Source organism: Paenibacillus humicola (assembly GCF_028826105.1).
Lineage (GTDB): Bacteria > Bacillota > Bacilli > Paenibacillales > Paenibacillaceae > Paenibacillus_Z > Paenibacillus_Z humicola.
On sequence record NZ_JAQGPL010000001.1, the window covers coordinates 5,188,552 to 5,203,605 of the forward strand.

Annotated in this window: 11 protein-coding genes; all 11 read right to left on the reverse strand. The window is 61.0% G+C overall.

All coding sequences use genetic code 11. From position 1 onward, the window contains the following. Window positions 1-75: 75 nt before the first annotated feature. Window positions 76-1,110, reverse strand: a complete 1,035-nt coding sequence (iolC, locus tag PD282_RS23785; protein ID WP_274653815.1) for a 5-dehydro-2-deoxygluconokinase — start codon at window positions 1,108-1,110, stop codon at window positions 76-78. A 33-nt stretch (window positions 1,111-1,143) separates the two neighbouring features. After that, window positions 1,144-1,959, reverse strand: coding sequence for a 5-deoxy-glucuronate isomerase (gene iolB / locus PD282_RS23790; protein ID WP_274653817.1), 816 nt, complete (start codon window positions 1,957-1,959; stop codon window positions 1,144-1,146). 13 nt (window positions 1,960-1,972) lie between these two features. After that, complete coding sequence (gene iolE / locus PD282_RS23795) at window positions 1,973-2,887, reverse strand: myo-inosose-2 dehydratase (RefSeq protein WP_274653818.1); 915 nt, start codon at window positions 2,885-2,887, stop codon at window positions 1,973-1,975. Between the two features lie 45 nt (window positions 2,888-2,932). Further along, the gene (gene iolD / locus PD282_RS23800) at window positions 2,933-4,780 is read right to left on the reverse strand and encodes a 3D-(3,5/4)-trihydroxycyclohexane-1,2-dione acylhydrolase (decyclizing) (protein ID WP_274655450.1); all 1,848 of its coding nucleotides are present in this window, start codon (window positions 4,778-4,780) and stop codon (window positions 2,933-2,935) included. 446 nt (window positions 4,781-5,226) lie between these two features. Beyond that, complete coding sequence (locus PD282_RS23805; protein ID WP_274653820.1) at window positions 5,227-6,231, reverse strand: LacI family DNA-binding transcriptional regulator; 1,005 nt, start codon at window positions 6,229-6,231, stop codon at window positions 5,227-5,229. A 108-nt stretch (window positions 6,232-6,339) separates the two neighbouring features. Then, window positions 6,340-6,897, reverse strand: coding sequence for an HAD family hydrolase (locus PD282_RS23810; RefSeq protein WP_274653822.1), 558 nt, complete (start codon window positions 6,895-6,897; stop codon window positions 6,340-6,342). 142 nt (window positions 6,898-7,039) lie between these two features. Further along, window positions 7,040-9,442 carry a glycoside hydrolase family 95 protein gene (locus PD282_RS23815; protein WP_274653824.1) on the reverse strand — a complete coding sequence of 801 codons (2,403 nt, stop codon included), beginning with the start codon at window positions 9,440-9,442 and terminating at the stop codon, window positions 7,040-7,042. A gap of 195 nt (window positions 9,443-9,637) precedes the next feature. Continuing rightward, window positions 9,638-11,407, reverse strand: coding sequence for a right-handed parallel beta-helix repeat-containing protein (locus tag PD282_RS23820; RefSeq protein ID WP_274653826.1), 1,770 nt, complete (start codon window positions 11,405-11,407; stop codon window positions 9,638-9,640). A gap of 72 nt (window positions 11,408-11,479) precedes the next feature. Further along, window positions 11,480-13,147 carry a type 2 periplasmic-binding domain-containing protein gene (locus tag PD282_RS23825; RefSeq protein ID WP_274653828.1) on the reverse strand — a complete coding sequence of 556 codons (1,668 nt, stop codon included), beginning with the start codon at window positions 13,145-13,147 and terminating at the stop codon, window positions 11,480-11,482. 50 nt (window positions 13,148-13,197) lie between these two features. Further along, complete coding sequence (locus tag PD282_RS23830; RefSeq protein WP_274653830.1) at window positions 13,198-14,124, reverse strand: carbohydrate ABC transporter permease; 927 nt, start codon at window positions 14,122-14,124, stop codon at window positions 13,198-13,200. Then, the gene (locus tag PD282_RS23835; RefSeq protein WP_274653832.1) at window positions 14,125-15,033 is read right to left on the reverse strand and encodes an ABC transporter permease; all 909 of its coding nucleotides are present in this window, start codon (window positions 15,031-15,033) and stop codon (window positions 14,125-14,127) included. Window positions 15,034-15,054 lie beyond the last annotated feature (21 nt).

The window sequence follows — 15,054 nt, forward strand, 5'->3', positions numbered from 1 at the left end:
CAGCGGCTGCTGTCACCCGCACCGCCGCTCCGAGCGGCTTCCGCCATGAGACGGGCCGCGAAGGGCCCGGCGGCGTTAAGCCCGTTCTCCGCCGATCGTCGCGCTGACCTCGCCGGTCCAGGCATGGCTGCCGATAAACGCCTCGATTTGCGGGAGCGTCGGCATGGCGTCGGAGCAGTTGTGGCTCGAGACGACGATGGAGGCCGCCGCGCTGCCGTATTTCTGGCATTTCTCGATCGGCCAGCCCTGCATCAGGCCGTAGATGAAGGCGCCGGCAAAGGAGTCTCCCGCCCCGAACGTCTTGATGACGTTGTCCGCCGGGAAGATGCCCGCCTTGTGCCGCTCGCCCGTATTCGTGAACGCGACGGAGCCGGCGCCTCCGTGCTTGACGACGACCAGCTTCGCCCGGTGATCGAACCAGCGGCGGGCCGTCGCTTCATCGTCCTTTTCGGCAGGACCCGTCGTCAGCTCCATAATATCGAATTCCTCGCGCCCGCCGATGATGACGTCGCATTTCTCGGCGACAAGATTGCAATAAATCGACGTCTCTTCCTTCGATTTCCACGTGTAGCCCCGGTAGTCGAGATCGAAAAAAACGACGACGCCGTGCTTGCGCGCAAGGTGCAGCGCCTGAAAGACCGCTTCCCGCGACGGGCTCTGGGCGAGCGCCGTTCCCGAGATCAGCAGCGCCTTGCTGCCGCGGATATAGTCCTCGTCGATATCCCCCGGCTCCAGCTTCAGGTCCGCCGCGTTGTCGCGGTACATAAGGATGCTGCAGTCGCTCGGCGACTTGATCTCGGTAAACGCGAGGCCCGACACCGTGCCCGTCATGTCCGTAACCATGCGGCTCGTGTCGATGCCGTCCTTGCGGAAATAGTTCGTGATAAACCGGCCGAACTGATCGTTCGAAACCCGGCCGAAGAAGCCGGTCTTCGCGCCGAGCCTGGCGAGCGCGATCGTGATGTTCGCCGGCGAGCCGCCGACATATTTCGTGAAGGTGATCGTCTCCTCCATCGGCCGGTTGATTTCGTTCGCATTCAAATCCATGCAGGCGCGGCCGAGGCCGATAAAATCCAGCTCTCGCCCCTGCGGAAACTCGATCGTAAACATCGCATCCGTCCTCCCGGCGGCATGGGGACCGCATTATTTTTTCGGCGGCATTAACCATTCGTGATCGGCGTCGTTATGAAATTTCCATACGCGGGTCGGGCCCGCCATCACGTTCAGGTAATACAAATCGTAGCCCGGAGGCGCAGCCACCGGGTGGTAGCCCTTCGGCACGAGCACCGCGTCGCCGTCGCGGACGATCATCGTCTCGTCCAGCGAACGGTCGTCGGTGTAAACGCGCTGCACGGCGAAGCCGCCTCCGGCCGAGCTGACCCGGTGGTAATACGTCTCCTCCAGGTACGACTCGTCCGGCAGGTTGTCCCGGTCGTGCTTATGCGGCGGATAACTGGACCAATGGCCGCCCGGCGTGAACACTTCGACGACGAGCAGGCTGTCCGCCGGCTCCGTTTCCGGCAAAATATTATGAATCTGCCGCTCGATATTGCCGTAGCCGCGTGTTTCGGCGCCGACCTGCTCCGGCGCGATCAGCCGCGCCGCATGCCCGCCCTTGCCCGGAGCGGCGCAGACGGCCAGCTCGAGCTCGGTCACGGCGGTTACTTCGTACCAGTCGTCATTCGGCACGTATACGCTGTACGGCGGGATTTTCTCGAATACGGACATGCGCCGCCCGATATTCGCGGCCTCGAATCCGCTTGCGGCTACATCCGCCCGCCCGCTCAGCAGGACCAGGCAGACCTCACGGTCCCCGGTTTCGCGGCGGAGCTTTCGCCCCGGCTCCAGCCTGTACACCTCGAAGCCCACATACGTCCAGCCGGCCGATTCCGGCGTAATCGCGAGCACGTTCCCGTTCTCGTCCGACGCCGTCTTGCTCGGCACGATCAAATTCGGCATTTTCGCTTCCTCCTTATCGGCTGCTCAGACCGCTTAGCAGCCCGTCGATATACTGTCTGGACAACTTCGCGTACTCGTACGGATTGGCGACGGAAGGATCCTGCTCCGCCTCGATGATCATCCAGCCGTCATAGCCGGTATCGTTCAACGCGCGGAAAATCGGCCCGAAATCGATGCAGCCGTCGCCCGGAACCGTGAACACGCCGAGGATGACCGCATCCTGAAACCGGATCGCATCCCGTTTTACGCGCGCCAGAACATCCTGCCGGACATCCTTCAAATGGACATAAGGAATCCGGTTCCGGTGCTTGGCCAGCAGTTCCAGCGGATCGTAACCGCCGTAATAGGCGTGCCCGGTGTCGTACAGCAGATGGACGAGCTCCGGGTCGGTGGTCGCCGCCAGCCGGTCGATCTCCGCGGGCTTCTCGACGATCGTGCCGATGTGGTAATGGTACACGAGCTTCATGCCGTGCTCCCGGCATATTTCGCCCGCCTGCTGCAGGCCTTCCGTCATATGGCGCCACTCGTCGTCCGTCGGCGGCAGGACGTCCCTGACCCCCGCCGGCCGGCGCGGATCGCCGATAATCGAGCCGCCCAGCTCGCATGTCACCACATGCTCCGCGCCCATTTTTCGCAGAAAAAGCACATGATTCCGGTAGGCTTCCAGCTCCGCCTCGCGCCGGGAAGGATCGGTGAACACGACGCCCTTCCACTGCGAGGTAAGCCGGATGCCTTTATCCGCAAGCGCGGCGCGCAGGACGGCCGGGTCCTTCGGGAATTTCCGGCAGTTCTCCGTCGCCCGGAAGCCGAGGGACGAGAAATCGGCAAGCAGGTCTTCGAAGGTGTAATGGTCGCCGAGCTCCAGCACGTCTTCGTTCACCCAGTTGATCGGCGATATGCCGAGCTTGGCATTTTGTGCGTTTAACAAAGGAAGTGCGCCTCCTTGCGGCTGGATTGAAATGCGGTAAGCGGCTCAGTACGGCCTGACGGCCGAATCGACGATCGCTTTCGTTTCCCGGTAGGACGCTTCGACCTTCGGGCTTTCGGACACCTCCGCCACGCCGACCCGCCACCACGATTCGTAGTTGTCCGTGCCCGTGCCGGGCAGCACCTTGACGTCGATCAGCACGGACGCCGGCTCGTTCTTCGCCGCGGCCAGCGCTTCCTTCAGCTCCGTGAGCGTGCGCGCGGTAAACGATTTGACGCCCAGCCCCTTCGCCACCGCCGCGAAATCGATCGGCAAATAGCCGCCGGTCAGCCGGTTCGTCTCCGGCGAGCGGTAGCGGAATTCGTTGCCGAAGCCGTCCGAGCCGTGTCCGCGCTGCAGGCCGTGAATGCACTGGAAGCCGTTGTTGTCGAACAGCACGACGTTGATTTTCCGCCCTTCCTGCAGGCTGGTGACCAGCTCCGAATGCAGCATGAGGAAGCTGCCGTCCCCGACGAGGGCGTAGACCTCGCGGTGCGGGTCGGCCAATTTCGCGCCGAACGAGCCGGATACTTCGTAGCCCATGCACGAGAAGCCGTATTCCATGTTGTACGTATTCGGCCTGCTGCTCCGCCACAGCCGGTGCAGGTCTCCGGGAAGGCCGCCCGACGCGCAGACGATGACGTCATCCGGGCCGAGAAAATCGTTGACCGCGCCGATGACGCTCGTCTGTACGAGCCCGTCTTCCCTCTCGATCGCATACAGCCGGTCGACCTCGCGGTCCCACTCCGCCTTGAGTTGGCGAAGCTGCTCTGCATCGTAGGACGCCTTGTAGCCCGCTCCCTGCAGCGTTTCCGTCAGCCGGCCGAGCGCTTCCTTCGCATCGGCGACCAGCATCAGCGCGTTCATCTTCATCGCGTCGAAGCCGCTGACGTTAAGGCTCAAAAACTCGACGTCCGGGTGCTGAAACGCGCTCTTCGACGCCGTCGGAAAGTCGGCCATCCGCGTACCGACGCAGATGACGAGGTCCGCCTCCTTCGCCAGCCGGTTGGCCGCCAGCGAGCCTGTCGAGCCGATGCTGCCCATGTTCAGCGGATGGTCCCACGGAACCGCGCCTTTGCCGGCCTGCGTCTCTCCGAGCGGAATGCCCAGCGTCTCCGCGAACCGCACCGTTTCCCGCCACGCCTGGGCGTAATGGACGCCGCCGCCGACGATCATGAACGGGCGCGCTTTGCGCTTCACCAGCTCGGCGGCGCGCTGGAGCGCCGCTTCCGAAGCCGGACGGCGGTCCATGTAATGGACGCGGCGGTCGAAAAAGTCCGCCGGGTAATCGTATGCCTCGCACTGCACGTCCTGCGGCAGGCACAGCGTGACCGCACCCGTCTCCGCCGGATCGGTCAGCACCCGCATCGCCTGAAGCGTCGACGCCATAAGCTGCTCCGGGCGGGAAATGCGGTCCCAGTAGCGGCTGACGGGTTTGAAGGCGTCGTTCGCGGACACCGTATAGTCCGCCGGATTCTCCACCTGCTGCAGCACCGGATCGGGCTGCCGGCAGGCGAAAATGTCGCCGGGCAGGAACAGCACCGGAATCCGGTTCACCGTCGCCGTCCCGGCCGCCGTCACCATATTGAGCGCGCCCGGACCGATGGAGGAGGTGCAGGCGAACATTTCGAGCCGGTTCTTCTGCTTGGCGTATGCCATCGCCGCATGCGCCATCCCCTGCTCGTTTTTGCCCTGAATAAACTGCAGCCCGCCGCGGTCATTCTCGAGCGCTTCCCCGATGCCCGTCACGTTGCCGTGACCGAAAATGCCCATGATGCCTTTGACGAATTTGCGTTCCTCACCGTCGACGCTGATGTACTGCCGGTCGAGAAAGCGGACCAGCGCCTGCGCCATCGTTAAGCGGATTGTCGGCTTCACAATGAAATTGATCCTCCTCTTGTAAGCGCTTTAGTAAACAATAAGTTCAAGGTTGTCCCGGGAGTCCCGGCCCGCACCCGGAATTCGTCTCCAAGCGCTTCGGCGGCCCTCCGCAAGACGGGATTCGAATCGTCCGTCTGCCATTAGGGTAATCGGTTACCCTACAACCGAATTATATTCGATGAAGGTTTGTTTTACAACCTTTTTGTTTGCTTTTTACAGGAGGGAATTTGCGGCGGATCCGACATTTCAGCCGGCATTCGGACACGCGGAATTTGCGGCGGATCCGACCTTCTCGGCCGCATTCGGGCATGGGGAAACCGCTTGCCGGATGCGGGTAAAACAAATCGTTTTCCCTCCGTACCCGTTAACCGCCGTTGCTCTCTTGGACCCCAGGCCTGAGCTGCGCGCCTCCCCCGTATTCAGCCGTCGAACCGGGCTGTCGTTTCGCGGATCGATATCCCCGGCTGCATGCGGATCCGCTGCTTCGGCAGGCCCGCCTGTTCGATTTTGCGGATAAGCAGATCCATAATTTCCGTACCGAGCTCGCGGATCGGCTGGGAAACGGAGGTGAGGCCGGGACTCACGATGGTGCAAAGCGGCGTATCGTCGAAGCCGATGACCGACAGCTGCCGCGGCACCTCGATGCCCCGCTTACTGGCCGCCTGCAGGACGCCGATGGCGAGCAAATCGTTGCAGCCGAAAATGGCGCCGGGCCTGTCGTCCCTGTCGAGCAGCTTCGCGGCGGCAAGCTCCGCCTCCGCGATGGAAGGTCCGCCGACCGCGATCAGGCTTTCGTCGCAGGGAATCCCCGCTTCGGACATGGCCTGCTTGTAGCCCCGGATCCGTTCCCTGCTGCTGAAGGAATCCTCGCCGATCAGCCCGATCGCGGCATGTCCGAGCGAAAGGAGATGGCTGGCCGCCATATAGCCGCCCCTGTAATCGTCGACCGTCACGCTGTCGATCTCCACCTCCGGCCGTTCATGCGCAAGCAGAACGACGGGAAATTTTTCGCGGACCAGCTGCGCCAGCAGCTCCTCGTTCTGAAATTTCGACGCAATAATCAAGCCGTCGATGCGCCGCTGTTTCAGGATCGAGACATGCCGCTCCTCTTTGTCGGACCGGTTGTCCGTGGCGCACAGGACAATGTTATAGCCGCGCTCCTGCCCCCGCTCCTCGATATGCTTCAAATACAGCGAATAAACCGGGTTGCTGATATCTGGAATGAGGAAGGCGATCTGGTAGGTGGACTTGCCCTTCATGGCCGAGGCGATCATGTTCGGACGGAAATTCAGCTCTTCCATAATCCGGGTGACCTTCTCGGTCGTCTTCGCGCTGATTCGTCCGGTATTGTTAATGACTTTCGAAACGGTTGCCGTCGAGACGCCGGCGATTCTGGCGACGTCGTAAATCGTTGGAGGATTCATGAAGGAACGCTCTTTTCTGTTCATAATCAGGAGTGCGGGACGGCAGTGCCGCCCGCCTCATCATTATAAGCGAAACGGGGACCGGAAAGCGATGGCGCAGGGACGGCTTTATTCCGCCTCGGCCGTTCCGCCGGAGCGGGCCAGCTTGTCGTTAAGCTTCTCCGCCAGTTCCAGCAGCTCCAGCGGCTCGCCGATCGTATAGTCGGGACGCTCGCTGTCGTCGGCCGGCGCATGCGGATACCGCGGCGTCCAGCTGAGAAACACGCTTGTGATGCCGAGCGCGTTGGCGCCTTTCACGTCGCGGCTCAAATTGTTGCCCACCATCGCGATGCGGGCGAAGTCGTCCTCGCCCAGATCAAGCGCGCCGGCCGCCGCCTTGAACATGCGCGGGCTCGGCTTGACCGCTTTTATATTTTCCGAGTAAATCATCGCCGTAAAATAATCATAAAGCCCGAGCCGGGTATACATGTTTTTGAACGACTGCGCATCGCCGTCGGCCACGAGCGCAAGCGTGTAGCCCCGCTCGTGGAGCGTCTTCACCATCGTATCCGCGCCGGGAATCACCTTCGCGTCGATCACGATGCCTTGCTCGTCCCGGATTTCCGTCGACTCGTCGATAATCGTATCGCCGCTGTCGATAAACAGGATCAGTCGCTTCTCGCTCATATCGCATCTCCTTATCATTGAAAGGCGCCCGGGAAGAAGATCCGACGCCGCGGGTTTTTGCGGCGGCCCGAGCATCCCCTCACACCCGAAGCCTAAAAATAAGCCGCGCCGTCCCGGCGCGGCCACAATAGCTTCCGCTCGATTACGCCTGCGATTGACGCGCAAGCCGGTACGTCCGGCCGGCCGCAGCCGCGAAGGTGACGGCGCCTTCCGCGGACCGCTCCGTTTCGACCGGAACGCCGTCGTGCGTGACGGCGAAGCCTTCGGGAGCAAGCACGGCGCAGTTCTCGCCGCGGACGGACAAAATCTCCGCTTCCTGCAGCCTGCCGTTCTTCCAGCTCAGCTTCACTTCGAATCCGCCGCGGGCGCGCAGCCCGCTCGCTTCTCCTTCCGGCCAGCTGTCCGGAAGGGCCGGCAGCAGCTCCAGAAACGGCTGATGCGATTGCAGCAGCATCTCGGCAATACCGGCCGTCGCCGCGAAATTGCCGTCGATTTGGAACGGCGGATGTGCATCGAACAGGTTCCCGTAAACGCCGCCGTGATGATAGTTGTCCGGTTCGTTGTCCTTGACGAGCCGCAGCAGATTGGAGACGAGCGCGAGCGCGCGGTTGCCGCTGCGGAACCGGGCCCACAGCGAGATTTTCCACCCGAGGCTCCAGCCCGTGCCGTCGTCCCCGCGGCGAATGAGCGACTGCTTTGCGGCCTCGAACAGCTCCGGCGTCACGAGCTCCGTCAGCTGTTTCCCCGGATAAACGCCGAATAAATGGGACACGTGGCGATGATGAACGTCCTGATCGTCAAAATCCTTCGACCATTCCTGCAGCTGGCCGTGGCGCCCGATTTGCATCGGGAACAGCTTGCCGCGCGCAGCGGCCAGCTCTGCGGCGAACGAATCGTCGATCCCGAGCTGCTTCGCCGCCGCGATGCAGTTCGTAAACAGCTCCCAAATGAGCGACATGTCCATCGTCGAAGCCGCGCTCAGGCCGAATTCCCCGTCAGCCGTCCGGAATTTATGCTCCGGCGAGGTGGAAGGCGATGTTATCAGCCGGCCCTCTTCGTCCTCGATCGGAAAATCGAGGCAGAACAGCGCCGCTTCCTTCATCACCGGGTAAGCCTGCTCGCGCAAATACGCCTCATCGCCGCCAAACGCATAATGCTCCCACAAATGCTGGGCCAGCCATACGCCGCCCATCGGCCAGAGCACCCAGATCGGGTCGCCGTCCCCGTATTCGCCGACCGGGGCGGACTGCGCCCAGATGTCCGAATTGTGATGCGCCGTCCAGCCTCGGGCGCCGTAGTTCACCTGCGCCGTAACCGCGCCGGTCTTCGCAAGGTTACCGATAAACCGAAGCAGCGGCTCATGGCACTCCGCCAGGTTACAGGTCTCCGCCGGCCAGTAGTTCATCTCGGCGTTGATGTTCAGCGTCCAGTTGCTGCTCCAGGGCGGCTGAGTCGATTCGTTCCAGATGCCCTGAAGGTTCGCCGCCTGCGTGCCCGGCCGGGAGCTCGCGATCATCAGGTAGCGCCCGTAATGGAACAGCAGCTCCACGAGCGCCGGATCGGATGCGCCGTATTCGGCGATGCGCTTGTCCGTCGGCGTATCCGCCGGCGCAGCCGGCTTGCCGAGCCGCAGCCCGACGCGCCCGAACAGCGCCCGGTAATCGGCGGCATGCGCCTCTCTCAGCTCCCCATACCGCTTCGCTGCCGCGCGCTCCAGCGCGGCCGCTGCAAGCGCGCCCGCGTTTTTGCCGTCCTTGCCCGGAATCCGGTCGAAGCCGTTAAAGCTCGTCGCCGCGCTGAAGACAATCGTCGCGCCCGTGCTCTCGTACACATGCACGCCGTCCGCGTCAATCTCGACGCGGCCGTCTTCGGCATGAGCCGCGACGCAGCCTTCGAACCGGATCGCCGGCGTCGTCTCGGGGTCGCCGTAGACCAGCTGCTTCTCGGCGCCGTAATAATTAGGAGCGGCATATTCGGGGGCGATGCCGCGAATGACGAACCGGCCGCCGTCAGCCGCCGTCTTGTGGCGCAGCGGGCTGTCCAGCCGGACATGCACGTCCAGCATGCCGGGCTTGCTCGCTTCCAGCCGCAGCACGATCACCTGATCGGGATGCGAAGCGAACAGCTCGCGCTTGTACCGCACGCCGCCGATCGTATACTCGACGGTCGTGACGCCGTTCTCGAGATCGAGCGTGCGCTTGTAATCGCGGAACGAGCTGCCATGGTCAAACCGGACATGCAGATCGCCGAACGGCAAATAAGACTGCGTATACGGCCCCATCATTTCTTTGCCCAGCCGGTCCGCTTCCGCATAGCGGCCTTCCCGGATCAGCTTGCGCACCCGGGGCAAAACCTCTTTGGCTCCCGGATTGTTCCAGTCTCTCGGATAGCCCGACCATAACGTATCCTCGTTCAGCGCGATCCGTTCCTTCTCGACCCCGCCGAACACCATGGCGCCGAGCCGCCCGTTGCCGATCGGCAGCGCTTCCGTCCATGCCGAGGCCGGTCTGTCGTAAAAAAGCGTCGTAGCTTGCGACTTGTCCATCCTTCCCGTCCTTTCAAGAGCGTAACTCCCCGTACGATCCTGTATGATATCAGACATCTCTTCCATCCTAACATAAAACCGCGCTTATCGGGACAACATTATTGCCCTGAATTTTTACCCGTTTGCCCCGTCTTTCCCGCTGCCGCCTGCTCCGCTGCAGCCTGCTGCGCTGCCGCCGCCTTCAGCGATTGCAAGCTACAGCTCCGTTCCGTTGGAGACGGCATCCGGCGGCATATGGAACAGGCGCAGCGTCTTGTTAAGCCCATCGCCGTGAAACGCATTGCCCGCAATCGACGCTTCGCCGCATGCGGTCAATCGGATCGCATCGTGACGGATAACCGAGCTTTTCCCGGTGTCCGGCATGGAGATGCGATTCCCTGAAAAGGTCAGCGCCCGCGTGCTTTTCGCCTCCAAAATCGTCGTATCGCACATCTCGAAGCGGTTGTTCTCGATGCGGACTTCGCCGTGGACGGGATTGTCCGCACGAACGTCCCTGTTCTCGGGCCGGATCAAAATGACGGGATGCCCGCCGTCTCCGCATTCGATGAACGCGTTGTCCCGGATGCGCACTTCCTCCGTCCTGCCCGACTCGAACCAGCTTCCCGCATCGTCCGCGATCAAGACCGCGCTCATCGGCAGGCGGACGAACCGGTTGCCTTCAATGACGACCTTCCGCCGGGTCGTCGTCAGGATGCCGCGCGTCGGCACGCCCGCAAATTCGTTGCCCGCGATTTCAACCTCCGGCGTCCAGGTCACATTCTCGACAGCATCGCCCGGCACGATGCCGACCGGCACGGCCGACTCCAGCGTCAGCAGCTGTTCGCGCGGATTCAGCCGCTTGGCGGAGGCAACGACGCCGGTCCCGTACGGGGTAAGCGATTCGCAGCGCACGAATTCGATCTCGTCGCCGGGATCGAACGCGTCGAAGCCGTACGTCTGCGAGTGCATGAACCGGACGCGGATCCGATTCGGCGACGGAACGTCCACAATGCGCAAATGCGTGCCGTGCACATTGATCGCGTCGTCATGGCTCCCGAAGAAGCGGCTTTCGGTCACCCGCAGCCTCCCTCTGCAGCCCGATACGTGCAGAAAATCGGCGAAAGCGGCGACCGTGCGACCGGTCTCCGGACGGGGGGCCAGCTCCATCCGCTCGAACGCCAAATGCTCGCTGTATTGGCACACGATGCCGAGCCCGTGCATAAAGTGCATCCCGGCATCGGTCCATCCGACGTTCCGGCTCCGGGTAATGAAGACGCCAACCTGATCGCGAATACCGTCGCGCATTTGCAGCACGCGGCCCGGAGCTTGCTCCGGTGCGGAAGCAAGATGGAACCGCAGCCGGCCCGGACCGATTTCCTCGACCCGCTCGGCCTCAGCCGCAACATTATCGATCCGCCAGGTCGTCCGCGTGACGGGATCGTATTCCTGCATCGGACCATCACGGAAGCGCCACCCGTCGCCGATCCAAAACAGCCTGCCGTCCTCGATTTCATAGCTGGAATCCGGATGCACCCGGACATCCATAAACCGCCCGCCGGTGCGCTCCACCGTCATTTCCGTTACGGTCGGCCGTTCGTAATCGGCATGGAGGTTATGGATACGAACGGATTCGCATTCGTCGATGACGAACATCGTCTGTTTGCCATGGAAGATGAACAAAGCGCCGCCGCCGTCGAGCGTAACGTCCCGCAGCCCTTTCATATAAATGCCGATCGTCTTCGTCACATCCGGGTTCTCGGCTTCGCTCGCCGTGTTGGAAATATAATAAGGCGCCTTCGCCGCCTGCCCGGGATAAAAATCGTAGCGGCCCTCGGCGCATGCCAGCACGACCGGGCCGCCGGTCCGGGCCGCCGCCTCGAGCGCGCGCCGCATCGCCGGCGCCGCATCCTCGCCGCTGTCCGGCCTCGCTCCGTAATCGGTCAGCCGGATAACGGCCGGCTCCCTAACGCGATCTTCATTATGCATCGGCTGAAATTCCCTTCCTGTCACAAATCGAAATGCTCCGCAAGCAGAAGCGCCTGCAGAACATTCCCCGTTTTATTTGTTGTTTTTGGCCTCTTCGGCCGTGACTTCGCTGATCGCCTGCTGCAGTCCTTTGCCGTCGTAGCCCTTCACGATTTGGTGCCACATCTGCACCGGGTCTTCCTTGCTCAGGATCATCCGGGTGAAGTCGTCGTCGAAGTTGATCGCCGACAATTTGTCCTTCGCCGGCGTGGACATCGTGAAGATGTCGAAGGCCGTCGGAATTGGCTTGGCGTTCTTCATTTGCCAGTTCAATTCGTCCTGCACGAACTGTACCTCTTTGTCGCCGAATGCCGCCCGGTTGGCCGGCGTATCCTCAAGCGACGCCGCATTTCTCCACATCGCCAGCTGCGAGATGACGTCCATGGACGGATATTCCTGCTTCAGATCGACGTAATGGCCGCTGGCGTCCTTCGGACGCGTAACCGTAACGGTGTCGCCGCTTTTCGTATAATCCTTGCCTTCGATGCCGTAGTTGAACAGCTCCTGCCCCTGAGGTGAAAGCAGCCAGTCGTAAATGCGGAGTATGCGGTCCAGCTTCGCATCGTCGACGTCCGCGTTAATCATCGATTCCGACCACCAGGACGTCGTCGTGTGCCGGTAAATCGTGCCGTCCGCGGCTGGCCACAGGTGAAGCAGCTTCACGTGGTCGAAAAAGTTTTGGCCCGGATTGTTTTTCTCCCATTCCGCTTTGACGCCGGTCGCGCCTTTGACCGAATCGACGCTGAACGCGAACGCGCCCGCTTTGTTCTGGTAAAACTTCTGGTTCGCCTCTCCCGCTTTCTCCACCGCGAAGTCCGGGTCGAGCGCGCCGTCCGTATACATTTTGCGGGCCTGGACGACGACGTTGTCCATCTGCTTCGAGGCGTAGAACGGAATCCATTTGCCGTCTTCCTTCAGCCAGCTTTGGTTGCCGAATTGCGGGAAGGTCGGCACGAATACCGATTTGAAATAACCGAGCGTATTCATCACGATGCCGGTCGTATCCTTCTTGCCGTTGCCGTCCGGATCTTTGTCCGCAAACGCTTTCAGCATCGCTTCGAATTCGTCGAAGCTTTGCGGATCCTTGATGCCGAGTTTGTCCATCCAGTCTTTGCGGACGAAGATTGCGCGGTCGACGGCCCACATATCGGTGTTCGGATACGTCATCCGCGGGATCGCATAAAGCTTGCCGTCGCGGTAAATGCCCTGCACATCCGGCGCCTTCGCGACTTTCTCCACGTTCGGGTACTTGCTTAAATCGTCCGGCAGCGCATGAATGAGGCCTTGGGATACCCACTGATTATAAGTTGCCGGATTGTCGTTCGTAATGCTGCTTGTGATGATGTCCGGCAGCTGCCCGGCGGCGGCCCAAACCTGCGATTTCTCCTTATAGTTATCCCAGCCGATATCCATCGGCTTCAAGGTGACGTTGAAATCTTTCTCCAGCTTCTGCAGCACTTCGTCGTGCTTCTGGAACGCAACGCCGATGCCCCACCATGAGACGGAAATATCGAGGTGATCCTTGAACGGATCGTCAGCCGCCGTGCTGCCGGCGTCAGGTGCGGCAGGCTCCGCCGCCGATCCGGAGGATCCGGCCGAATCGCTCGGGGCCGCCTTGTCGCCCCCGCTGCAGCCGGACAGCGCCGCAGCGGTCAGCACGGTAAGCATGCACAATGTTGCGAGCGGTTTTATCTTCTTCATGTCTCTTGTCCCCTTAAGTTTATTATTATAATAAAAGCTTTACGCTTCTACTATCCCTTAATCGAGCCGATCATCACGCCTTTGGAAAAATACTTCTGCAGGAACGGATACAGGCACACGATCGGCAGCGCGCTCACGACGAGCACCGCCATCTTCAGCATTTCCGGCTGCAGACCGGCGTTCTGCGATACCACCGAGCTGATATCGATGCTCGTCAGCAGCTGCTGGTAGTTGGTAAGCAGCTCCCGCAGCAGCGCCTGCAGCGGCAAAAAACGCACATCGGTCATGAACAGGACGCCGAACCACCATTCGTTCCAGCGGTCTACCGCGTAGAAGAGCGCGATGGTCGCGATCATCGGCTTCGAAATCGGAATGACGATTATGTAAAGAATTTGCAGCTCGTTCGCCCCGTCGATCTTCGCCGATTCCTCGAGCGCCGCAGGAAGCGTACGGAAAAAAGCGATGCAGATGATCATATAGAACGTGTTGACCGCTACCGGAAGGATCATCACCAGCAGGTTGTTGATCAGTCCGTAGTTTTTCATCGTCAGGTAGAACGGAATGAGGCCGCCGTTAAAAAACATCGTGAACAGAATGGCCGACATGATCAGCTTCCGTCCGGGATACCCCTGCTTCGACAACGCATAAGCGCCGGTAACGGTAACGGTCATATTGACCAGCGTGCCAATGACCGTGACGAACACGGTGACGAGCAGCGCGTTCAGGAAGCGCGGTTCGTGAAAGATATAGCGGTAGGCCGAGAAATCGAATACGGTCGGAATGAGATATACGGCCTGCTTCGAAATCACGACCGAGCTGCTGAACGACATCAGAATGACATTATAGAACGGGAAGATCATGCCGATCGTCAGCAGGATGAGCACCGCGTGTATGATGACGTCTGCGGCACTGAATGTCCCTCGCCTCGTCACAGCCTGCTTAGCCGGCCGCTCCTGTCCGGACACCGCTTTCTCCATCTAGACCAGCCCCTCTCCGCCGAGCCGTTTCACCATGAAGTTGGCGATATAGAGCAGCGCGAAATTCAGTACCGCCTTGAACAGTCCGACCGCCGTCGTGACCCCGAAGCTGGCGCCGTCGGCGAACGCCGAACGGTACACGTACGTATCGATGATATCGCCCGTCTGATAGACGCCCGGGTTGTACAGATTAAAGATTTGCTCGAAGCCGCCGTTCATTGCGTTTCCGACGGCCAGAATGAGCAGGATCGCCGCCGTTCCGCGGATGGAAGGCCATGTGATCGCACGCAGCTGCTGGAACCGGTTCGCGCCGTCGACGTAAGCCGCTTCATAGAGCTCCGGATTGATGCCGGCGATCGCCGCCAAATAAATGATCGCGCTCCAGCCGACTTCCTTCCACATGTTCGACAGAAACACGATCGGCCGGAACCAGCCCGGATCGGTCATGATCGCCTGCTTCTCCAGCCCGGCCGCCGCCAGGATCTGGTTCAGCACGCCCGCATCGCCGAGGAAATTCAGCATGATGCCGCTGATGATCACCCACGAGATAAAGTGCGGAAACGTATATACCGTTTGGTAAAAGCGTTTCAGACGTTGTCTCGTCACTTCGTTGATCAGCAGCGCGAGCGCAATCGCCGCCGGAAACTCGATCAGAATCCGCCCGAGGCTGATGATAACCGTATTGTCGAACGCCTGCCAGAAATCGCTTTGGGCGACCAAGTCGGCGAAATTGTCCCAGCCGACCCAAGGACTGCGCAGGATGCCCGCTCGGATCCGAAACTCCTTGAATGCGAGCAAAATGCCGTACATCGGGACGTATTGAAACAAAGCGTAATAAAGTACGGCGGGAAGGAGCAGGAGATATAAATACCTGTTTTTATACATTCCCTTCCCTATCGATTTGTACATGTCGAACCCCCTCGTAAGCGC